General features: G+C 40.7%; 19 protein-coding genes and 2 pseudogenes. 14 read left to right on the forward strand and 7 right to left on the reverse strand.

Annotated elements, in window-relative coordinates:
- Window positions 1–57 precede the first annotated feature (57 nt).
- Window positions 58–1,185 carry a succinylglutamate desuccinylase/aspartoacylase family protein gene (locus ANSO36C_RS11335; protein WP_251959621.1) on the reverse strand — a complete coding sequence of 376 codons (1,128 nt, stop codon included), beginning with the start codon at window positions 1,183–1,185 and terminating at the stop codon, window positions 58–60.
- Window positions 1,186–1,534: 349 nt separating this feature from the next.
- Here ANSO36C_RS11335 and ANSO36C_RS11340 point away from each other — a divergent pair, with 349 nt between their 5' ends.
- From ANSO36C_RS11340 to ANSO36C_RS11355, 4 genes are all read left to right on the forward strand, one after another.
- Complete coding sequence (locus ANSO36C_RS11340) at window positions 1,535–5,146, forward strand: tetratricopeptide repeat protein (RefSeq protein ID WP_251959622.1); 3,612 nt, start codon at window positions 1,535–1,537, stop codon at window positions 5,144–5,146.
- Window positions 5,147–5,600: 454 nt separating this feature from the next.
- Window positions 5,601–5,873 carry a hypothetical protein gene (locus ANSO36C_RS11345; protein ID WP_251959623.1) on the forward strand — a complete coding sequence of 91 codons (273 nt, stop codon included), beginning with the start codon at window positions 5,601–5,603 and terminating at the stop codon, window positions 5,871–5,873.
- Window positions 5,870–6,289 (forward strand): type II toxin-antitoxin system VapC family toxin, encoded by a 420-nt coding sequence (locus tag ANSO36C_RS11350; RefSeq protein ID WP_251959624.1) that lies wholly within the window; start codon window positions 5,870–5,872, stop codon window positions 6,287–6,289. Before ANSO36C_RS11345 ends, ANSO36C_RS11350 begins: the two co-directional genes overlap by 4 nt.
- A gap of 19 nt (window positions 6,290–6,308) precedes the next feature.
- The gene (locus ANSO36C_RS11355; RefSeq protein WP_251959625.1) at window positions 6,309–6,746 is read left to right on the forward strand and encodes a CUE domain-containing protein; all 438 of its coding nucleotides are present in this window, start codon (window positions 6,309–6,311) and stop codon (window positions 6,744–6,746) included.
- Between the two features lie 44 nt (window positions 6,747–6,790).
- Here the strand turns inward: ANSO36C_RS11355 and ANSO36C_RS11360 are convergent, their stop codons facing one another.
- The 4 genes from ANSO36C_RS11360 to ANSO36C_RS11375 form a co-directional block, all read right to left on the reverse strand.
- Window positions 6,791–7,429: a histidine phosphatase family protein gene (locus ANSO36C_RS11360; RefSeq protein ID WP_251959626.1), complete on the reverse strand. Its 639-nt coding sequence runs from the start codon at window positions 7,427–7,429 to the stop codon at window positions 6,791–6,793.
- A gap of 284 nt (window positions 7,430–7,713) precedes the next feature.
- Window positions 7,714–7,896 carry a hypothetical protein gene (locus tag ANSO36C_RS11365; protein WP_251959627.1) on the reverse strand — a complete coding sequence of 61 codons (183 nt, stop codon included), beginning with the start codon at window positions 7,894–7,896 and terminating at the stop codon, window positions 7,714–7,716.
- A gap of 269 nt (window positions 7,897–8,165) precedes the next feature.
- Window positions 8,166–8,348, reverse strand: a complete 183-nt coding sequence (locus ANSO36C_RS11370) for a CsbD family protein (protein ID WP_251959628.1) — start codon at window positions 8,346–8,348, stop codon at window positions 8,166–8,168.
- A 368-nt stretch (window positions 8,349–8,716) separates the two neighbouring features.
- Window positions 8,717–9,181 carry a hypothetical protein gene (locus tag ANSO36C_RS11375; RefSeq protein ID WP_251959629.1) on the reverse strand — a complete coding sequence of 155 codons (465 nt, stop codon included), beginning with the start codon at window positions 9,179–9,181 and terminating at the stop codon, window positions 8,717–8,719.
- A gap of 253 nt (window positions 9,182–9,434) precedes the next feature.
- Between ANSO36C_RS11375 and uvrB the strand changes: the two genes are divergently transcribed.
- The 10 genes and pseudogenes from uvrB (at window position 9,435) to ANSO36C_RS11425 (ending at window position 16,847) form a co-directional block, all read left to right on the forward strand.
- Window positions 9,435–11,432, forward strand: coding sequence for an excinuclease ABC subunit UvrB (gene uvrB / locus ANSO36C_RS11380; RefSeq protein ID WP_251959630.1), 1,998 nt, complete (start codon window positions 9,435–9,437; stop codon window positions 11,430–11,432).
- Window positions 11,433–11,523: 91 nt separating this feature from the next.
- Window positions 11,524–11,898, forward strand: coding sequence for a DUF433 domain-containing protein (locus ANSO36C_RS11385; protein ID WP_251959631.1), 375 nt, complete (start codon window positions 11,524–11,526; stop codon window positions 11,896–11,898).
- Window positions 11,895–12,290 (forward strand): ACP S-malonyltransferase, encoded by a 396-nt coding sequence (locus tag ANSO36C_RS11390; RefSeq protein WP_251959632.1) that lies wholly within the window; start codon window positions 11,895–11,897, stop codon window positions 12,288–12,290. The genes ANSO36C_RS11385 and ANSO36C_RS11390 overlap by 4 nt, the downstream gene beginning before the upstream one ends.
- A 76-nt stretch (window positions 12,291–12,366) precedes the next feature.
- Complete coding sequence (locus ANSO36C_RS11395; protein ID WP_251959633.1) at window positions 12,367–12,927, forward strand: Uma2 family endonuclease; 561 nt, start codon at window positions 12,367–12,369, stop codon at window positions 12,925–12,927.
- Between the two features lie 90 nt (window positions 12,928–13,017).
- On the forward strand, window positions 13,018–14,019 hold the full coding sequence (locus tag ANSO36C_RS11400; RefSeq protein WP_251959634.1) for an RIP homotypic interaction motif-containing protein: 1,002 nt from the start codon (window positions 13,018–13,020) through the stop codon (window positions 14,017–14,019).
- A gap of 80 nt (window positions 14,020–14,099) precedes the next feature.
- On the forward strand, window positions 14,100–14,330 hold the full coding sequence (gene vapB / locus ANSO36C_RS11405; RefSeq protein WP_251959635.1) for a type II toxin-antitoxin system VapB family antitoxin: 231 nt from the start codon (window positions 14,100–14,102) through the stop codon (window positions 14,328–14,330).
- The gene (locus tag ANSO36C_RS11410) at window positions 14,327–14,713 is read left to right on the forward strand and encodes a type II toxin-antitoxin system VapC family toxin (protein WP_251959636.1); all 387 of its coding nucleotides are present in this window, start codon (window positions 14,327–14,329) and stop codon (window positions 14,711–14,713) included. Before vapB ends, ANSO36C_RS11410 begins: the two co-directional genes overlap by 4 nt.
- A gap of 67 nt (window positions 14,714–14,780) precedes the next feature.
- A pseudogene (locus ANSO36C_RS11415) lies at window positions 14,781–15,061 on the forward strand (Uma2 family endonuclease); the annotation flags it as partial.
- 271 nt (window positions 15,062–15,332) lie between these two features.
- Window positions 15,333–16,052: a rhomboid family intramembrane serine protease gene (locus ANSO36C_RS11420; RefSeq protein WP_251959637.1), complete on the forward strand. Its 720-nt coding sequence runs from the start codon at window positions 15,333–15,335 to the stop codon at window positions 16,050–16,052.
- Window positions 16,053–16,174: 122 nt separating this feature from the next.
- Window positions 16,175–16,847: pseudogene (locus ANSO36C_RS11425) on the forward strand (rhomboid family intramembrane serine protease).
- A 110-nt stretch (window positions 16,848–16,957) separates the two neighbouring features.
- Here the strand turns inward: ANSO36C_RS11425 and ANSO36C_RS11430 are convergent.
- Entirely contained in the window at window positions 16,958–19,132 is a 2,175-nt protein-coding gene (locus tag ANSO36C_RS11430; RefSeq protein ID WP_251959638.1) for a GumC family protein, read from the reverse strand.
- A gap of 318 nt (window positions 19,133–19,450) precedes the next feature.
- Window positions 19,451–20,809: a polysaccharide biosynthesis/export family protein gene (locus ANSO36C_RS11435; RefSeq protein ID WP_251959639.1), complete on the reverse strand. Its 1,359-nt coding sequence runs from the start codon at window positions 20,807–20,809 to the stop codon at window positions 19,451–19,453.
- Window positions 20,810–21,038 lie beyond the last annotated feature (229 nt).

The raw sequence follows: 21,038 nt of genomic DNA on the forward strand, positions 1-21,038 counted from the left end.
GTTAAGGCAAGAGACGCGATGAATCGCCGTCTCTACAATTGATATATTTGCTATCCCCTAACTAACAATTCCCAATACAAACTCGCCTTCATTCACAGCCTGATTGGTTGCGACATCATAAACCAATCCATCATGTTGAGCGCAGACATCAATTACAGTAGGTAACTTACCTTCTTTATTAAAACTGAGAATTTGATACAGCTTGTCTCCAGCTTTGACTTTGCTACCTAATTCGATTCTGGATTGAATCATACCACCTGCGATCGCATAATATTTTTTCCGGTTGCTGCTAGATGCAAAAGTCATTTCGTAGGTTTTTGTGTCTTCTGGTAAATTAGAAACTTGTATTACACCTTTCTGCACTAAATAATTTTTCACACCCCGTACACCTTTAGCGACTGAATCAGGATTCATTTGCATTCCTGAGCCTAATTCCAGTGTCCAAGCTTCCACATCAAACTTAATTTCTCTACCCAACTCTTTAAAACAAGCTTCTAGTGCTAACCAAGGTTTAATAAAAGCTTCATCAAAAGCATCACCATCATATTTATCAAGCAATATTCCAAAATCAAGTAGGAAGTATTTTACACTGTCTTCTCGATTTCGGAAGTAATAAATGTAGTCTAAAGCTTGATTGGTAGAACTGTGTAAATCAATTAAGTAGTCTGCGTCTAAACTCAGGTTTTGTAACTTGTAAGCAAAAAGCTCAGTGTAGAGAACACCATTAGAAGAATTAATTTTTTCTAAAGTTTTTGCAAATTGTTGCTTAATTGTAGTTAGATAATTTTGTCTGACGACCTTTAGATCAATATGAAGTTGAGATTTAGTAAAAGCTACTAAATCATCAGCTTCTTTCTCGTAGTCCCAAAAGATGCGATTCCAGTCTTTGGCTTCATAAACGCAGTAACGTCCAGGAGAAAAATGATGAGCGCGTTCATTTGTCCCCATTGGATTACAAACGGGAACTAGCCAAATTTCTCCAGTTAAATCTGTATCATTTATTGTTAGCAAAAACTCAATTAGCTGGTGAATAACGGCATTACCAGCAATTTCTGCACCGTGCAGATTAGATTGAATGTAAACCTTTTTACCACGTTGAGCGCCGATGAATTTGTATACTTGTAAGTAGAGGCGATCGCCCGAAGCCATTTGACGTAATACAATACTTTCAATAACTGGCAGCATGAAATAACTCAGTGATGATTTGAGTAAATTATCGCTGTATCTGTACTGGATTAAAAAAGGACTTACACAAATTATCTCTCAAACTCTGATTTCTCCGTGCCCTCTGTGCCTCTGTGGTTCGTTATTCCGTAACTCGTGCGTAAGTCCTATAAAACTCTAACCCAATAAAATAATCAGCTAAGGGACATCCAAGAAATAAATTATCCAAATGAACGAACCACAGAGACGCAGAGAACACAGAGACAGGAGAAATAGAGAAGATTTTTGAGTCAGTTTTAGGATATTTTTTTATTTGCAAATCCCTAACCTCTGCGTGAATGACTAGGATAAGGTAACATCACATTAACCAGTGTTGGCAGTAGCTATGGCGCAAAATTGGTTGCGGATTACGCATCAAAACGATAAAATCCAACTTTCTTGGCAACGCGGATATGAAAGTCCTCGTTTTGCGTCAGAAGTCACCTTCCAGCAACCCTTCGATGAAGAAAATGCGGCTGAGTTGCGCTGGTATTTAGAAGATTATCTAAAGTTTCCTTACGGGATTTATCCAGATAACGCTGTAAAAATTGAACAAAAATTACAGCATTGGGGACAACAGCTATTTGAGCTAGTATTTCGCAGTACAGAGAAAGGAAGAGAGTTTTTTCAGGAAGCGACACGGGAAGGGCTAGATAACTGTGAACTGGGCATCATTTCTGATAACGCCGAAGTGCTGAATTTGCCTTGGGAGTTGCTATATTCCCCCGATTATCAATTTCTTGCACCTTCACTGGCGGGAATATATCGCAGTCTCAGCAGTCAGGGCGTAAAAGCACCATTGCCAGCAATGCCCGATGACCAACTGAATATTTTACTAGTTATTGCGCGTCCTTACGATCAGCAAGACGTTGGGTTTAAAACCATTGCCCGTCCCCTGCTGGCGGCGCTGCAACCGATACGTCAGCGAGTCAATCTTAAGGTATTGCGTCCCCCTAGTTTGAAAGCATTTGAAGCGGAACTGCAAGCGAATAAGGGTTTTTATCATATCGTCCATTTTGATGGACATGGAAATTTTGACAGCGAGACACAGGGAGTTTTAGTCTTTGAGGATGAACAGGGAAATGAGCAAGCTGTCAGTGCTAGGGAAATTGCCCAATATTTGACAGATTGTCGCGTACCAATTTTTGTACTGAATGCTTGCAAGTCTGGACAAGTAGGCGAAGAAGCTTTTTCTTCTGTAGCGGGACAGTTGGTGAAGTTGGGGGCTAAGGGTGTGGTAGCGATGGCGTATTCAGTTTACGCCAAAGGTGCAGAACATTTTATTGGGCGGTTGTATGGGGAATTAGTCAGGGGAGAGTGTATCGCCACAGCCGTTGCAGCAGGGCGTAAGTCCATGTCTATTGACAAAATGCGCCCCAGTCCCAAAGGAAATTTACCTTTACAAGATTGGCTTGTGCCGGTGTTGTATCAGCAGGAACCTTACACGCCTTTTGTTCCTAAAAAGACAGCACCCAGTTTTGCCGATTTGATGGCGCAAACAGACAACACCCCAGAAAGTAGCAAAGCTGTAAGTTTACCTGATGAAAGCGCATTCGGTTTTATTGGGCGAGATTATGAGATTTTGCGTTTAGAGAGAGCATTTCGGCAAAATCATCTGGTTTTAGTGCAGGGAATGGGCGGCGTTGGTAAAACTGAGTTAGCCGCAGGTTTCGCCCGGTGGTTAAATGACACTCAAGGACGTACAGGCGGTATGTTCTTCACCTCCTTTGAACAGGGCGCGGGGTTGAGTCAGGTAATTAACCAAATTGGTAGGGCGTTAGGAGGTGAGAGATTTTCCCAAATGATGCCAGATAAGCAAGAAGATGTCGTGTGGCAATATCTGCAAACTAATTCTTGCTTGTTGATTTGGGATAACTTTGAACCTGTCAACGGTTTCCCTACGGGGAATGAACCATTATTGAGTGAGGAAGAAAGAAACAAGCTGAAGCGGTTTCTTAAAGAATTGCGGGGTGGTAAATCTTGGGTATTAATTACCAGTCGCCGCGAAGAACCTTGGTTGGATTGTGGGTATAGTTTAATCAATTTGCGGGGGTTGTCTGAAGCGGATGCCCAAGAGTTAGCCGCGAAGATTTTGCAAACGGTGGGTGTAGAGAGAAAGAACCTACCAGCAGAGTATTTGGAATTGTTGAAATTGTTGGGGGGACATCCCTTGTCTTTGCGGGTGGTGTTGCCGCATTTAAAGACACAGACACCTGTGCAGTTAATTGAGGCGTTGCGGCGGGGATTGGATACTTTTAGGGGACAGGAGGAAGAAGGGAGAGAAAAATCTCTTACTGTGTCGTTGGATTATTCCTTTGCTAAGTTGTCGGAGAAGGCGCAGCGACATTTACCGTTTTTGGCTCTCTTTTGTGAACGGGTGGATGTTGAGACGTTTAATAAGTTTTTGAATATTGATGATGACCCTATAGATTTGAAACAGGCATATCAAGCTTTGTTTGAGGAAAATTTGAAAACAGAGGATTGGCTAAAAATTCTTCATGAAGCAAGCGAAGTAGGTATATTAGAATATCTTGGTCAAACCATCTACAAAATTCATCCTGCCCTGCCTTGGTATCTGCGCCAAAAATTACTTGTATCTAAAACTGCAAAGGAGGTAACTCAACTAGAGAAAAAGTTGCTTATTTTATATATGTTTTTAGCTGCGGCGAATGACCCAGAAAAAAATGGTAATGCTGAGTGGGCAATTAGAATACTGCTAATTGAAGAGCCAAATTTACTACAAAATTTGCGACTTGCAGAACAACAGCAAGAATGGTATCCCGCACTGAAGATTTTAAGAGCTTTGGGTCAAGTGTATGATATTCAAGGTTTTTCAACAGAATTTAGGTCATTGCGACAACGGGCACTGAGTCAAGTAGGAACAACCTTGGCAGAAGCAAAAACAAAAGGTCAAGAAGCTTTTGACTTCTGGATGTATCTACGTGGGATGGACGCTGTTGAAGAAGTTAGACTAGGCAAACCGGAGATAGCCAAGAAAATCCATCAAGAAATTTTGGGTGGACTTACTGCATTAAATGATTTGTCCAAGAATGATGATATTGCTGTTGCTAATTATAATTTAGGTCTAGCAGCAAGAGAAGAGAGAGATTTTGATGGAGCTTTTCTCTACTACCAAAACGCCCTAGTCTTTTTTGAAAATGCTGCTGATTTTTACAATGTTGCTGGCGTGTATTATGAGCTTGGTATTACTGCAAGAATGCAATGCAATTTTGAGCTAGCAACTCAATATTACCAAAAAGCTTTTCACATTTACCAAGATTACCCTGACTTATATAGAATTGCAGGAATTTATCAAGAAATGGGTGTATTAGCAGTATATGAAAATGATTACACTCAGGCAGTTATGAATTATAAAAAGGCTCTACGGATTGTTGAAGACTTTGGAGATTATGACTTCGCTGCTGGAATATATCATCAACTAGGTCAGGCTGCACAGAAACAAAAAGATTTTGAGAATGCCAAGGTTTACTATAAAAAATCAATGCAGATTTATGAAGACGAGAATAATTTGTATCAAGCTTCAGATGAGTATCATAGTCTAGGAGAAATTGCAAAATTACAAAAAAAATACTCAGAAGCAATAGCCTATTTCCAAAAAAGTTTTGAGATTCAGTTTTCTTTGGAAAATTGGTACAAAGTAGCAGGAACGCTAACTGAATGGGGTGAAGTTTTAGAAATTCAAGGTAAGCTTAATGAAGCATTAAAAATTTATTTGCAAGCTTTTGCTATTGATACTCAACATAACATTAAGGAGATTGGTTCCTCGGAATGGATTCATTCAGAACTCAAGGCTGTAGGAAGAATTTTGAATCAAGTGGAAACTAGTCAGTTCAAAGAAATTTGGCAAGATGTTATGGGTAAAGAATGCCCGCAGTGGATAATTTTGGCAATTCAAGCAGTAAGTCAAGCAAACCAGAAATGACATCAAAACTCAATTAACTAAAGTAATAAACAATTTGGGCAGCGCAAGATAGCCTATAAACATAGTTGTAGGAAAGAGATTGGGAATGGAGAGATCGGGTGTAATGTAAAATTTATTACTAACGTCAAATCATTCATAAGTTTTATTTAAGCATTGCTTGCGATCGCACAGATTGCACTACCCTAAAGAGCGATCGCACAAGCTTTTGTCAAAAAGTTGTAACCTTAAGCCTTAATCTTATGATGCTGGTGATTAATGTTGTAACGTTAAGCCTTAAGGTTATAGCGTTAAGTCTTAAGGTTATAGCGTTAAGTCTTAAGGTTATAGCGTTAAGCCTTAAGGTTATAAGGTTAAGCCTTAAGGTTACAGCATTAAGCCTTAATGTTATAGCGTTAAGACTTAATGTTGTAATGTTGGTGACGACAAGACATTCATTTATAACTGCGATCAAAGTATGCAAGCCTACAAGCTGAACGCCACAATTGACGAATCAGGTCATTTAATTATTGACGAACCTCTAAATATTGCTCCTGGAAAAGTGGAAGTGATTATTTTGCAGCCAGTTCCATCCTTGGAAACTTCTACTGAGTCACAGCCAGAAAAGCCGAGAAGAAAGTCTAAAGTCAAAGCATTTGAAGGTTTATTTGAAAATGCCCCACCGACACCACCAGACTTTGACCCAGACCAAGCCAGATGGGAAGCTTTAAAGGAGAAACATAATCTGTGAAAATCTTGTTAGACACCAACATCATTGTAGATGATGCCCTTGAGCGTGAACCTTTCCTAGAGGCAAGCGAACAAGTGTTGGTGCTAGTTGAGCAAGGACAGGTAGAAGGTTATATTTCCGCTTCAACTTTTAGTGATTTGTATTACATCATCCGTAGGGCAAGAGGTCGAGAGTGGACACTTACTTATTTAAAGCAGTTGGTCAACTTTTGCTGTGTTGCTACCGTAGACAGTACCGCAATCAACATGGCACTAAACCTTAACTTTAGAGATTTTGAAGACGCTATTCAATACAGCGCTGCGGTACTCAATCACTTCGATGCTATTATTACTCGCAACCCTAGAGATTTTCCAGTTGCTACTCCCAGAATTATCACACCTGAAGAATTGATTCAGGAACTAACAAATACTCCATAAATATATTAAGTCAAATATAATGAATGCCCAATTAACCCCTGTTGAAATCCAAGAACTTCAGCAACTTCTGCCTAACGACACCCCAGCGCAACAAGCGCTTACTACCTTGCAACAACATAATGGCAATCTAGAAAGCACTTTTGATGCACTTTGGCAAGAGAAAGTCGGCAAAACAGATTATAGTAAGGGCAAAAAATCTCTCTTACAACTCACCCTCAATGAAATCCGCGTGGAAATCTGTGGTGATGATGGTTTACAGGGCAAAATTAAAGAATACACCAAGAACCCTGGTAGTGCTTCTCTGCTCAATAGTATTATTGGCTCACTGGTGGCAGTTGCAGCAGTAAATGGAATACCGATGGATGGTGCGATCGCCACAATTGTCGTATTATATATTTTGAAAATTGGAATAAACGTTTACTGTAAATATACTGAACCAGATAGCCAGCTAGAGTAAGGGTAAAAATAATATTGTACAGACGCGATTAATTGCGTCTCCCCTCACGTTCCCGGTAAATTTAGCAATCGTTCATCCAAATGACTACGGTCTGCTAAAACCTTTACCAGCGGCCCATGTGAACTAAATTCCACAACACTGACCGAAGCCACAGGGCATCCCAAACGAAAACGGAAGCGTCCCACGTCAATTCCCAGAAAACTACACAAAAGAATTCTGATAGTTGCCTTGTGAGAAACGACTAAAACATTTCCACTCGTGTAATTTTGCTTGATTTCTTCAATTACCTGCAAGGCGCGAGAAGCGATTGTAACCGCCATTTCCCCACCAGTTGGCCCATTCCAAGCCGGATCTGCTGACCAGCGAATATAATCATCGTGATATTCACGGCTAATTATTTCTGGCGTTTTTCCTTCCCACTTACCATAGTTGATTTCTTTTAAACCATCTCTAAGTTGTGGTTTTATCTTTATTGCTTCACACAAAGGTTTTGCTGTCAATACAGTTCGCCGCATCGGACTACAAAATATTGCTGTCCAATCCTTAGAAGTATATGCCTCAGCAAAAGCCTTTGCCATCTCCAACCCTTCTGGGGTAAGTTCTGAGTCTATGGAACCGCAAAAGGAATTATTGCGACTGCATTCTGTCTGTCCGTGACGGAGAAAATAAAGAGTTAGGCTCACGGTATATTCTCATCGATTGTGAATTTAAGGGCACTGACAATCAGATGTAGCTGAAGATAGTTAATACCTGTGGTATATTACTACAATTTCATGATATTTGAAATAATATTCAGATCGATTTTTTAAATTATGAGTTTAAATTGTATACTTCAATAAGTTCGTATTAAAGGCTTTAGTGCTTAAAACAAACTCTCAAAAGTAGCTTGAAAAAACAATATAAACAGGAGTCAGGAGTCAGAATACAGGAGTCAGAATACTCCACCCATGAAGGGATGGAGTTTTAATTAGGAGGAATATTTTAATTCTTTTCGCGCCACTTGCGGGCAAGGTTTTAAGCCAATATTCAGACGCTCTCTACGAGACGCTAAAAGCGTAGCTTGCTTCCCTGTAAGGGTACGAGTACTCGCTCTAAGAGAAGCATCCCGAAGGGTATACGCTGCGCTATCAACCACTCGTACAGAAGTCATGCTGAATTCTGACTCCTGATTTCTGAATTCTTCTTATAAAATATTAAGTAAATTATTTTAAACTTTAAAAATTATTGGAAAGTGTAGAGACGTGATTAATTACGTCTCTACAAAAATTCTACTAATCAAGCTGATACTCTATTGTCTAACCTTTGCTCAGGTAATATCAAAAGAGTGTAGCTTAGTTTTCAAGCAACTCAAATTTTTCTGCAAAAATGGAATCCATCCCATTTACATCCCTAAACTTTCTGCAAAAAATTTATGAATTGTTAGTCAATGCTTTTCTTGACATTATCTTTTACGTCTTCAATTCCGTGACGTACTTCGCTTTCAGCTTGCTTTGCTTTACCTTTGGCTTTATCTTCAGGATCTCCAGTCACATTTCCTAACGCTTCTTGCGCTTTACCTTCAACATTTTTAGCAGCTGCCTTTGCGCGATCTTCTATGCTCATTTTGTACTCCTGATTTGACAAAAAATTATTTCAAAGCTATAAACTAACTTTGAAATATTTTGTGATTGCCTTTACAGACTAACTTAAAGTTTTTGTTAAAGCCTTCTACCACAAGACATATTCTAAGAATTCGTAATGACGCTCGTTCTTCGCTAACGTAATTCGTAATTTGTAATTCAGAAAGGTAATTGTAGTAAGCGTTCTGGCTGTTGGTTGAATATAAAATAAAGTAAGGATAGCTTAGTTTCTATGCTAAAAGACATAGAAAAAATGCAAGTATCATAATCTCTACTTTTAAATTTCTAGCTAAAAAAAACCCAGTTCTTGCACGGAACTGGGTTATAAAGTTATAGGGATATTTTATTTGTCTAATCAAGGAAACCCATCAGACTTTCAGAGTTGTCAACCTCATTTGATGCTATTGGACGATTACCGAAGGTGGAATAGCTTTCATCAATTACCAATAAACTTGAGCCAATTGGACGAATCCCAGAGAGATTGATACTTTCAACCACTTGGAATGTATTAGCACCAATAGGACGAATGCCCATTGAGTTATAGGTTTCAACTACTTCTAATGTACTGGTGCTAACGGGACGCACCCCAGCAATTGACAGGTGTTCAGCAACTTCTAAGTCGCTAGCGCCTATGGGACGAATTCCAGAAATGGCGAGTGTCCCAGAAGCTCCCACTGGCAGTTCATTAACTTCCTCGACTTTATCTCCATTCAAGCTCTGGTCTTGTTGATTTCCAACTTCTTCTGTAGCTTCTCCTGGAGACTTGGCAGACTTTTGCCGAGAACTGGTTGCTTTGCCAGTGTTGCTAATAGTCATAAACGAAAACCTCTAGTTTGTTAATTGAATTTTACAATAATTAAGGAAAGATGAAATTTTTTCCCATATACTTTAGAGTTTAACCTTAAACAACCTCATATAGATATAAGAATGTTTAAAACTGATACATAAGTAAATTTAAATAAATAATTTTTGTAAAGAACTATTACTATTTATTTGCTCTAATAACCCCGCTAGAATGGATACAGGGCGGAATCGTCACCATGAGATAGGGTATTTTCAGCAAAACTGTATGACAGAATTTTGTCTTCAAGCTCCCTTTAGTCCGACAGGCGATCAACCACAAGCGATCGCACAATTAACTGCTAGTATCCAATCAGGCAACCGTTACCAAACTTTACTAGGAGCCACTGGAACTGGTAAGACATTTTCGGTAGCAGCAGTTATTGAGAAAATTGGCAAGCCTACTTTAGTTCTGGCACATAATAAAACCCTTGCAGCCCAGCTTTGTAACGAGTTGCGAGATTTCTTCCCCAACAACGCAGTTGAGTATTTTGTCAGCTACTACGATTATTATCAGCCAGAAGCGTATATTCCTGTTACCGATACTTATATTGAAAAAACGGCAGCGATTAATGATGAAATAGATATGTTGCGGCACTCAGCGACGCGATCGCTATTTGAACGCCGTGATGTCATTGTCGTTGCTTCCATCAGTTGCATCTACGGTTTAGGAATGCCAGCAGAATATCTCAAAGCTGCCATCCCTCTCCAGATAGGTATGGAAGTAAATCAACGCCAAATTTTACGAGATTTGGCAAATGTTCAATATAGCCGCAACGACATAGAAATGGGTCGGGGAAAATTTCGCGTCCGTGGTGATGTCTTAGAAATTGGCCCAGCTTATGAAGACCGAATTATTCGCGTCGAATTTTTTGGTGATGAAATTGACGCGATTCGTTACATTGATCCGGTAACAGGTGAAATTCTCAAGAGTTTGGAAGCGGTGAATGTTTACCCAGCACGCCACTTTGTCACCCCAGAAGAACGGTTAGAAGTAGCTTGTAATGACATCGCAGCAGAATTAAAACAGCAAAAACTAGACTTAGAACAAGCTGGGAAACTATTAGAAGCGCAACGCATAGATCAGCGTACACGCTATGACCTAGAAATGCTGCGCGAAGTAGGTTACTGCAACGGCGTTGAGAATTATTCTCGTCACTTAGCAGGAAGACAAGCTGGAGAATCACCAGAATGTTTAATTGATTATTTTCCTAAAGATTGGCTACTAGTTATAGATGAATCTCACGTTACAGTGCCACAAATTCGCGGGATGTATAACGGCGATCAAGCTAGAAAAAAAGTTTTAATTGAACATGGATTTCGGCTTCCTAGTGCTGCTGATAACCGTCCTTTGAAAGCCGAGGAATTTTGGGAAAAAGTAAATCAGTGTATTTTTGTTTCCGCAACTCCCGGAAATTGGGAATTAGAAATTTCTGAAGACCATGTAGTTGAGCAAGTAATTAGACCAACTGGGGTGGTTGATCCAGAAATTTCAGTGCGTCCTACAGAAGGACAAATTGATGATTTGTTGGGAGAAATTAAAGATAGAGCCGATCGCCATGAACGAGTGTTAATTACCACATTAACTAAACGTATGGCGGAAGATTTAACCGAATATTTGCAAGACCACGGTATCAGAGTAAGATATTTACATTCAGAGATTACTTCTATTGAGCGCATTGAAATTTTACAGAACTTGCGCGAGGGGAAATTTGATGTATTAGTTGGTGTGAATTTGCTGCGGGAAGGTTTAGATTTACCTGAAGTTTCCTTAGTAGCAATTATGGATGCAGATAAAGAAGGTTTCTTACGAACCGAGCGTTCCTTAATTCAAACTATTGGTAGAGCCGCGCGTCACGTCCAGGGGCAAGCGATTTTGTATGCCGATAATATGACAGGTAGCATGATTAAAGCTATTGATGAAACAGATAGACGGCGTGGAATTCAAACGGCACATAATCGACTGCATGGGATTACACCACAACCAATTGTCAAAAAATCAAGTAATGCGATTTTGGCTTTTTTAGATGTATCTCGGCGGTTAAATGCAACTGACTTGAAAGTTGTAGATGAACATATAGATGAACTGCCATTAGAACAGATTCCAGGGTTGATTACTCTGTTAGAAACGCAGATGAAAGAGGCGGCAAAGAAACTGGAATTTGAAGAGGCGGGGAAATTGCGCGATCGCATTAAACATCTGCGGGATAAAATGCTAGGACGTTAACCTAAATCTTATGCTTATCAGCATATAAAAGTTATTACGTCAACAGATAGTTTCAAGATATTATAAAGGTAGATTCTAAGAGGGGATGGACATGACTCTAGGAGCAAATAAGAAGTCATCCATTATTCGTACAGAGCGAGGACTCACGATCGCAGGCACACGTATCACCCTCTACGACGTGATAGACTATATGACGGCTGAATATCCGCCTCAGTTTATCCAAGGATTATTTGATCTGACAGAGGAACAAATTAACGCTGCTTTGGCTTACATTGAGACTAATCGCGCAGAGGTAGAAGCGGAGTATCAGCAAATTCTCAAAGAAGCCGAAGAACTCCAGCAATACTACCAAGAGCAAAATCGTGAGCTAGTTGCCCGAATTGCAGCACAACCGCCCAAACCTGGAACTGAAGCCGCGTGGGAAAAACTCCGGGCAGCGAAGGCAAAGCGCGAATCTAAGATATGATTTTTTTGATCGATCATAATCTCAAAGGTCATGCCCTAATTTTCTTTGGTGCGATCGCCATTCAAGGCTGGCTCGATATAATTCCGATTCGGTTTGTCACCTTTGCAGAAATGGATTTATCGATCGAAAGTGATGACAGGGTTGTTTGGCGATTAGCTCAGGAGAATCAGATGATTTTGCTTACAGCTAATCGCAGCATGAAAGGGAAAGACTCGCTCGAACAAGTCATGCGTGAAGAAAATATCTCAGCATCGTTACCCGTAATCACAATTGCCAATGCTGATAGATTGCTAAACGACTCTGAATATCGAAATCGGTGTGTTGAAAGTTTGATTGAAATCGTTCTTGCTATTGATAGTTATCGAGGTACAAGGCGAATCTTCATTCTGTAATGTAGTTAACTATTCGTTCATTGCGATCGCATTAAACATCTGCGGGATAAAATGCTAGGACGTTAACCTGAATCTTATGCTCACCAATATTCGCCTAATTAGTGTTCAAGAATATCACCAAATGGCGGAAATGGGGATTTTTCATCCTGAAGAACGCTTAGAATTAATCGCGGGACAAATCATTAGAATGTCAGCAAAAGGTACTGCTCACGAATCAGCAATTACCCGCACAGAAAGGTTATTACGTCAACGTTTGGGTGACAAAGTTTTATTAAGAATCCAGTCACCAGTGCAACTTGACGATTACTCAGAACCAGAACCAGATATTTCAGTGGTGAAGCTGAATCCATTAGATTATGAGGATCATCATCCCGATGCTTCCGAAGTATTTTTACTGATTGAAATAGCTGATTCCAGTCTCAAATATGATCGCGAAGTCAAAGCGATGGCTTATGCTAAGTCAGGGATTATTGAGTACTGGATTTTAGATGTAAATGGACGTAAATTGTATATGTATCGTCTTCCCAGTCCAGACGGCTATCACAGTGAGAGCATACTTGCAGAGGATGTGACAATTTCACCTTTACCTTTCCCTGATTGTGCGATCACTATTCGGGAACTATTGCGAAAAATCTGAGAGGCGATCGCCAGAAAGCTTTTTGTTAGCATTAAGGTGAAATTGCCGCAAGAATTAGTTCTGGGACAATTAGGTTTAAGTTAAAACGCTATGGGCATTAGGTGTGAAGGAACTGCAAAACTAAGAATTCTGGAGACGGATGAAGTTTTTGAGGTTAATCCTGATGATTTAGAGTGGGAGTTTGTTGAAGCTGATGAGAGATCAATGGGGGCAGAATTACATTATTGTGCAGCATTCTACTTTTACAGTGAGCAAGAGGGATTTGAAGTAAAGGTTGAATGGGACGCTTGGGAGTATCCAATTGGATCTATTGGGTGCAGTGATGCGGAATGCGAGGGCTGCGAACTGCTACAAGATTTCTATATCTATTCAGACAGCCTTGAAGAAATTGAACTAACTTTTCCTGAACCTGTATCTCCAAAAGCTATCGCAGAGGCATTCAGCGAATTAAAGGTCAAGATACAGGATGAGTACAATAGTGAGCTTTTTCTCAAGGAGTATAAACTACTAGACGACGGTTCAATGATGATCAGAGTCGCCTATCCATCACGAATTTCAGATGGTGACAGAATTATCAGACAACCCTTGGAGCAAAGAGTTCGTGAGTTGGAGAATGAAAATGCCCATCTAAAAGGAAAGCTTAAATCTAACGATTCAGAAATGGCGAGACTCGAAAGACTTCTTGCAGCACCCAAAGTGGAAATTAAAAATTCTGGCAATCTTCAAATAGGAAGCAACAATAGCATGAGCGACAATCGCACAATTAATACAAATGGCGGTAATTACTATGAATCAATTAACACAAAAGGTGGTAATTATGTTCAAGGTAACTACATCAACATGAGCCAAGATCTGACTCAAGCCGCATCTCAGATTCAAGAACTGATAGAACAACTGCAAAACAGTGGTGTAGCAGTTGATGTTGCTCAGGAGGAGGTAGCGAGGGATGTAGCGACTCAAGCTCAGAATAATCCTACGGTGAGGGATAAATTAATAAAATGGGGACAATCACTGGGAGACGCAACGATAAGTGATGTAGTCAAGGGTGTTGTCAAACTTGGGATTCGTTCAGTAGGAATTCCATTGCCATAAAATCGATTAACACCGAAAAATAAAATCTCTTCCAGAAATTTCCTTAAAATTACAAGTAGGAGAACCTCTCAGGAGAAATCATGGCTATTGATGCAGAAATTTTACAAACACTAGATCAAATGCCAGAGCCACTTAAACAAGAACTCTTGCATTATGCCAAATATTTAATTGAGAATTATTCAAAGGCTGTTTCCCAAGAGAGTTTACTACAACAAAAGCGTCGATCTGGCATCTTAAAAGGAACTTTTGTTTTACCTTTGCCTGATGACTTTGATGAACCTCTGGAAGTTTTTAAGGAATATATGGAATGAGTGCTTTCCTTTTAGATACTCATGCCTTTATCTGGCTAACTGAAAATGACTCCAGTCTTCCAGATAATCTGAGGATAATGATCAATACCGCAGATATAGTTTATCTCAGCATCGCTAGTCTTTGGGAAATTGCCATTAAATTGAACCTTGGCAAATTATCGCTTCAACAGAGCTATGAAACAATAGGTTCTGCAATCGATACTTCAGATATTCTCATACTTCCGATATGTTTTGCCGATACGCTTCAAGTTCGGAATCTCCCGCAACATCATGGCGATCCATTTGACCGGATGTTGATTGCACAGGCTATGAATCACTCCTTAATTATTATTAGCAGGGATAAAAAATTCGATGCTTATTCTGTTCAGAGGATGTGGGAATAGTCATACCAAAAGAGAACGCCCTTTTTTCGCTATCCTAGATTAAGTCAATCATTGAGAGATCGCGCCGATGGTTGCTTTACCCGATCGCATTTTGATGAGTGCAGAGGAATATCTGGTTTGGGAACCCACCCAAGAGGAACGCTACGATTATTGGGATGGCGAAGTTGTGATGATGAGTGGTGCTATATGCAACCATAATCGGGTTTGTCTAAATTTCTTTAAACTTCTAGATAATGCCCTAGCCGATGTCTACGACGGGCTATTCGGTGTCGCACCTGTGAAGTGTACATTGTAGATGTGAAGGTTCAGATAGAACCGGGGCAAAAGTATTTTTATCCAGGTGTGGTGGGAATTTGAAAAAAACATGAGTAACCAAGGCTATATGAGAATTAACTAGCAGATATCATCCTATAGTCAATCTTAGATGAATAAAATTAACACTATAGTCAAGCTCCTTTCTTCTCTAACTGGAAAATTATGGCATGATGCTTACTGCTTAAAAGTAAGTCCTACAATAAATCTCAAATATTAAACTGAGATCCATCCACGAGGTAGAAGAAACTACTTACAAAATTCCGTATTGTAGAATTGCTGTCTTAAAAATCAGGAAAAAACGCTCGTGGTTCCAATTAAAGATAATAATCCGACAACAATCACGCCTTATGTAACTTATGGGCTGATTGCTGCCAACGTCCTCGCTTTTCTTTATGAAGCAAGTCTTCCCCCACAAGCATTAAATGGATTTTTACACCTTGCGGCTGTAGTTCCACGAGAACTCACCTTAAGCTTTGGAGGCATCTCTGTACATCAACCAGTGCCAGAGTGGGCAACTTTAATTACCTCACAATTTTTACACGGTGGTTTCTTGCACTTAGCAGGTAATATGTTGTTTCTCTGGATTTTTGGTAACAACGTTGAAGATAAGTTAGGTCACGCCAAATATTTATTGTTTTATTTATCTTGCGGTATTTTAGCGTCGTTGACCCAGTGGTTCTTCGCTCAAGATTCTAGCATTCCTTCTTTGGGTGCGAGTGGTGCGATCGCAGGTGTGATGGGTGCATACATTCTCCGCTTTCCCAACGCTGAAGTTCTTGGTGTTGTACCTTTAGGGTTTTTCTTCCCGACTTTCCGTGTGCCGGCATATTTCTTTTTAGGCTTCTGGTTTCTCGAACAAGCTTTCTACGGGCTTACTAGTCTGGAAGCACGTACCAATATCGGTATGGAAAGCGGCGGTATTGCCTATTGGGCCCATGCAGGCGGGTTTATATTTGGGGCAATTCTTGGCCCACTCTTAGGTTTATTTAGCGATAAATCCCAGGAAGAATCTTGGTACAAGTAATATTGAATGCTACTTGAACCTCAATTATACTGCTTGATTTAATAGGTGAAATCGCCTAACCTTCGCAACTGCTAGCCTTACAAGCTATATTGCAGTTAGTCAATAATTTAGGAAAAACACCTGTGTTTCCCCTCTACGATGAAAATCCGACGCGAATCACTCCGTATTTGACCTACGGGTTAATTGGCATGAATACTCTAGTTTTTATTCATGAGGTGAGCCTGTCAAATGCACAATTGACTCAGTTTTTAAGCCAGTATGCGGTAGTGCCTCTAGAATTAACCACCAATTTGAGTGGAGAGTGGATAACGTTATTTACGTCGCAATTTTTACACGGCGGTTGGTGGCACTTAATCTCGAATATGGTGTTTCTCTGGGTTTTTGGTAACAATATTGAAGACCGATTGGGTCATGCCAAATATCTGATTTTTTATTTAGCGTGTGGTGCTTTAGCTGCCTTGTGTCAATGGTTTATTGGGATGACTTCTGAGATTCCTTCCTTGGGGGCAAGTGGTGCAATTTCTGGGGTTTTGGGAGCGTACATTATCCGCTTTCCTCACGCTAAAGTGATGACCTTAATATTTTTAGGGTTTTTTATCACTACAATCAGAGTTCCAGCACTAGTAATAATTGGACTTTTTTGTGGTGCAAAATGTCATATCCGGTCTTGCTACCCTACAAACGGCCGCTAATATGACTGTGCAAACTGGTGGAGTTGCCTACTGGGCCCACATCGGTGGTTTTGTTTTTGGGGTAATTCTCGCTCCCCTATTTGGGTTGTTTAGGCGTGACTAAGTACATTAATTATTTGGAAAAAGTTGTAGCGAAACAATTGCTATCTTTCAATTCTCTGCGTTTCCTCTGTGCCAACTTTTTCTGCAAGACGGTTTGCGATTTGGCAATTATTAGTTTTTGCTAGCACGGGCTGAAAGTTCTTCTGATTCTTCTACCCTAGATGTAAATGTTGATGATTGGGCAACTTGTTCAGGTACAGAAACGATGATATCAGCACCATTAATAATTCCTCCCAATAACCCTAATTCAGATTCAACCAACTGATCAACAGCCTCACCTAGCATATTCTCTTGTGTATAATGCGGTCGCGTTACTAGTACGATTCCATCGCTGTAGGGTTGAATTAACAAAGGATCATTGGATATGCTGAGAGGACTGGTATCTAAAATGACTAGATCAAAACGTTGGCGCACATCTTCCATAAGCCGCCGCATTTCGCTAGATTCAAGAATCGCAGCAGATTGCCGCACGGGGCCAGGGCTGGGAAGAATGTATAAATTTTCTATATCCGGGACTAAACGAATACATTCACTCAAGTTAGCGTAATAACGCAGGGGTTCAATAGTGGCTTCAGGGTCAGGAATTACATTCAAGGATGTACAACCAGAAGGCGATCGCAAATCTGTTTCGATAATCAAGGTTCTTTTACCAGCCCTTGCAGAAGCTATGCCCAAGTTATATGCACTTGTCGTTTTACCCTCTGAACTGCTGGTGCTAGCAATCAACACCACCTTTAAGTTTTTACCACCAATTCGGCGCAGGTTACTACGGAATTTCTCATAAAATTCTAAATAAGGAGAATCCGCAGAAAGTAAAACCGGCACTGCTCCTTGAGGTAAATCATCAATTGGCATTAAAGGCAATTCTCCCAACAGTGCCACTTCCCGTTGTTTGAGGGTCTGGCCAATATCTTCCCTGGTTTTGAAAGTTCCTTCCAGCGCTCCCAACAAAAATATTACCCCGCCACCAATCACCACACCTAAGAACCCACCTACAGCAAGGGTAATAGGCACACTCTTAGGAGGTTTAGGATCGACAGCCACTGTGGGGCGTCTGGCAATGCTAAGGCTGCTGGTAGTTTCGGCCTCTGCGGTTTTAGCATCAGTTAGCTTCACCTGCATTTGGTCATAAATGGCTTTTTTCAGTGCAACTTCTTGTTCTAAACGCGATCGCTCTAATTGCTTATTAGGTATGAGAGAATACTCTTGCCGTAGCCGCGCTTCTTGTCGAATTTCTTGAGCTAGTTGTTGTTGCAGCGTCTCCTGTTGGGTTTGCAAAGCCACCATTTGGTTTGCCAATTGCTGGCGTGCGGGATCTAAGCTACTTTGGGTACGAATACCTGCAACGCTACCCTGAAGTGGAGCCGCCGTGCCATCACCACCTAACACCTCAGCCGCACGCTGTTGTAACAATTCCTCAGCAGCTTGTTTTTGACGCATCAACTCAACCATTGTTGGGTGTTCCGGTCGCAAATCTTTTCTGAGTACAGCAATTTGCGACTCACTTTGATAAATTTGCGATCGCAAGTTACCTATAATTGGATCGGCACTCAAAGCAGAAGAAATATAAGCCTGTCCGACTGTTAAGCCTAACTTATTTTGTAAACTGCGAATTTGACCATCAACCCCAGAAATAGTTAATTGAATTTGCCGTTGTAGATTTTGGCTGCCAGTAATGCCGCTTAATAAGCTGCCATTCTCTGCTGCCAATATTGCCGTTCGCTCTATGCGATCATACTGTTCCAGTTTCTTTTCAGCAATTTGCAATTCTCGTTTAGCTTGTGGTGTGCGATCGTTAATCTTTTCAATAATTGCTTGTAATCGCCCAGTATTGATATCACTGCTCAACTTGATCATTGACTGCATCAATTCTGTCAATACTTGTATACCTCGTTTGGCATCAGTATCTACATATTTCAATTCAAAGATACTAGATTCCAACTCTCCACTCCTGGGATTTTTTTTAGGAAGAGAAAGGGCGACAGCAGTACCAAGCTTTTGCGGTTTGACCCCGACTTTTTCTGCCACTGATGCAATTATCTGATTTGACAGTAAAACTTCCTCATTCAGTTCCTTTCCTTGCTGTTGAATTTCACTACCAGTTGCAGAGAACGACACTGGTGGCCCACTATAAGTTAGTGCGCCAGATGTTATGTAGCTAGTAGGTGGCTCTGGTTGCATAGCTACCACAGTTGACCCCGCGACAACTAAAGCAAAACTAGCTAGTCCAATCCACTTGTACTTATCGAAAGCAATAAGATAGCGCTTAACAATTGGTGGGGTCATGGTCGCTTCACTCCAATTAAAAATTTAAAATGACGTTCGCGGACTCGCTCTAAGGGTTGGCGCAGCCTCTCGTAGAAAAGCCATGCCGTTCGCGTTCGCGTCTCTGAAAGAGAAGGCTTTACGCCGCGCTAATAAAATTCAAAATTAGGAAGCACCAAACTAAAGATAGTGGCTTTGATATAAAACGCTATCAACTTCCTACTCTATATACCGATTTCTATCTTTAATATTTTTACATTAACGAATTCAAAACGGAGTTAGAGATGTGGCTACCTCCACTCCCAACTATTTAAAGATTGTAGCCTTCTTTTAAAGTCACTAATTTGACCCGCCACCGAAGTTGTCAAAAAACCGGAGAAAGGATTGAACATTGAAAAAAGGTTGGGTAATGGTAGTCAGGAAATTAGTGATTCTACCAATGAGGTTCCGACCAACAACAATAACATCATTATCTTGAAGTGCCACATTTTGAGAGGCATCACCACCTAGAGCTTTTTTAGCATCAAGTTTTTGGGTGACAGCTTGACCTCGTTCAGGATCAAAGCGAACCAGAGCGATATCTCGGAGGTTAGCAATGTCTAGATTAACTCCTCCCAAGGCATCTACAAATGTACTGCCGTTAGGTAGGGCTTGAATGGAAAGACCTCCCGCAGCGTAGTTTAAAACCCGGACTCTAATCTGTGGTGTAGCCAAAGATGAACGTGCTACCAAGTTGCGGTCATAACCGTTATCATTACCGACTTCCCGACGGGGTATGAGTATTGCATCTCCATCTTGTAAGCGTAGATTAGGGATTGAACCACCATTTTGCAGTGCTGCATACAAATCAATAGTTTGTGAAATCACGGAACCATCGATTAACTTCCGGCTTACCTGCACTTGCCGCAGGTCTGCATTCAAGGTTGAACCACCCGATATTAGCAAGGCATCGGCAACACGAGGTGTTGCTGAATTAATCGGATAAATTCCTGGTCGAAATATTTCCCCACTAACGGTAACTTGAACTGGTCGTGTTCCTGCCAAGGATACTACTACAATTGGATCTGGGAAAAAGCGACTCAAACCTAAACGAATTTTTTCTTGAGCTTCTTCTAGGGTTAAACCTTGTAGTGACACCGTTCCCACTTGCGGTACGACAATGTTGCCTTCTGGACTGATTACAGCTTGAAAACTCAGGTCTTGACGCTGTGTTGCTAAGGCTAAAACTATTACCGGATCAACCACATAACGATTCAAAGCCAAGCGAATTTTTTCTTGAGCTTCTTGCAAAGTTAAACCTTGTAATGACACCGTTCCCAATAACGGCACTATAATATTGCCTTCTGGGTTGATGGAAGCTTGAAAGCTCAAATCTGGAAAGCGCTGAACCGAAACGCTAATCCCATCTCCTATTCCTAAGCGGTATGGCCCAGGAGGACGCTGAAGCACAACGCCAACTGCATCTCCTGGCCCCAAGAGGTAACGACTGAGTTGAGGGGAAACTTCCTCATTTGCACCTGGAGGTACAACTTCAGTGCCTGGCACAGGCGAGGGGGGTTGATTTGGTGATTGTCCTTGAGGTAAAAAAGGCTGGGCAACAACAAGTTGGATAGGTGTTGTTAAAAAAACTCCTACTTGTAGACCGACAAAACACAAGGCGCTGAATCCACGCATATAATAACTGGCATCTATGAACATCGGTGCAGAAAATACTGATACAAAAATTAGTCGCGCCGAGTGGTTATTTTACTCTAAAAATGTCCTATATGTTTCTTTTGTCTGCAAGCATTTACCCGGAAAAACAGAAGAATTTTACTAAATTTAAATTTTAACTTCATATTATCAACATATTTTTGCTAAATTTCAGTGTGAACACAATTTACAGAAATACTGTTGATGAATCTCTGCACAAAGGCATCAATCACAA

Source organism: Nostoc cf. commune SO-36 (assembly GCF_023734775.1).
Classification (GTDB): Bacteria; Cyanobacteriota; Cyanobacteriia; order Cyanobacteriales; family Nostocaceae; genus Nostoc; species Nostoc commune_A.

Excerpts from the sequence above, each read along its gene's own strand:
- ANSO36C_RS11385 (WP_251959631.1), top strand. The coding sequence starts at position 11,524 with ATGACTCTAGGAGCAAATAAGAAGTCATCCATTATTCGTACAGAGCGA.
- ANSO36C_RS11400 (WP_251959634.1), top strand. The coding sequence starts at position 13,018 with ATGGGCATTAGGTGTGAAGGAACTGCAAAACTAAGAATTCTGGAGACG.
- ANSO36C_RS11345 (WP_251959623.1), top strand. The coding sequence starts at position 5,601 with ATGCAAGCCTACAAGCTGAACGCCACAATTGACGAATCAGGTCATTTA.
- ANSO36C_RS11390 (WP_251959632.1), top strand. The coding sequence starts at position 11,895 with ATGATTTTTTTGATCGATCATAATCTCAAAGGTCATGCCCTAATTTTC.
- ANSO36C_RS11395 (WP_251959633.1), top strand. The coding sequence starts at position 12,367 with ATGCTCACCAATATTCGCCTAATTAGTGTTCAAGAATATCACCAAATG.
- ANSO36C_RS11435 (WP_251959639.1), bottom strand. The coding sequence starts at position 20,809 with ATGTTCATAGATGCCAGTTATTATATGCGTGGATTCAGCGCCTTGTGT.
- ANSO36C_RS11410 (WP_251959636.1), top strand. The coding sequence starts at position 14,327 with ATGAGTGCTTTCCTTTTAGATACTCATGCCTTTATCTGGCTAACTGAA.
- ANSO36C_RS11365 (WP_251959627.1), bottom strand. The coding sequence starts at position 7,896 with ATGACTTCTGTACGAGTGGTTGATAGCGCAGCGTATACCCTTCGGGAT.
- vapB (WP_251959635.1), top strand. The coding sequence starts at position 14,100 with ATGGCTATTGATGCAGAAATTTTACAAACACTAGATCAAATGCCAGAG.
- ANSO36C_RS11370 (WP_251959628.1), bottom strand. The coding sequence starts at position 8,348 with ATGAGCATAGAAGATCGCGCAAAGGCAGCTGCTAAAAATGTTGAAGGT.
- uvrB (WP_251959630.1), top strand. The coding sequence starts at position 9,435 with ATGACAGAATTTTGTCTTCAAGCTCCCTTTAGTCCGACAGGCGATCAA.
- ANSO36C_RS11430 (WP_251959638.1), bottom strand. The coding sequence starts at position 19,132 with ATGACCCCACCAATTGTTAAGCGCTATCTTATTGCTTTCGATAAGTAC.
- ANSO36C_RS11335 (WP_251959621.1), bottom strand. The coding sequence starts at position 1,185 with ATGCTGCCAGTTATTGAAAGTATTGTATTACGTCAAATGGCTTCGGGC.
- ANSO36C_RS11355 (WP_251959625.1), top strand. The coding sequence starts at position 6,309 with ATGAATGCCCAATTAACCCCTGTTGAAATCCAAGAACTTCAGCAACTT.
- ANSO36C_RS11375 (WP_251959629.1), bottom strand. The coding sequence starts at position 9,181 with ATGACTATTAGCAACACTGGCAAAGCAACCAGTTCTCGGCAAAAGTCT.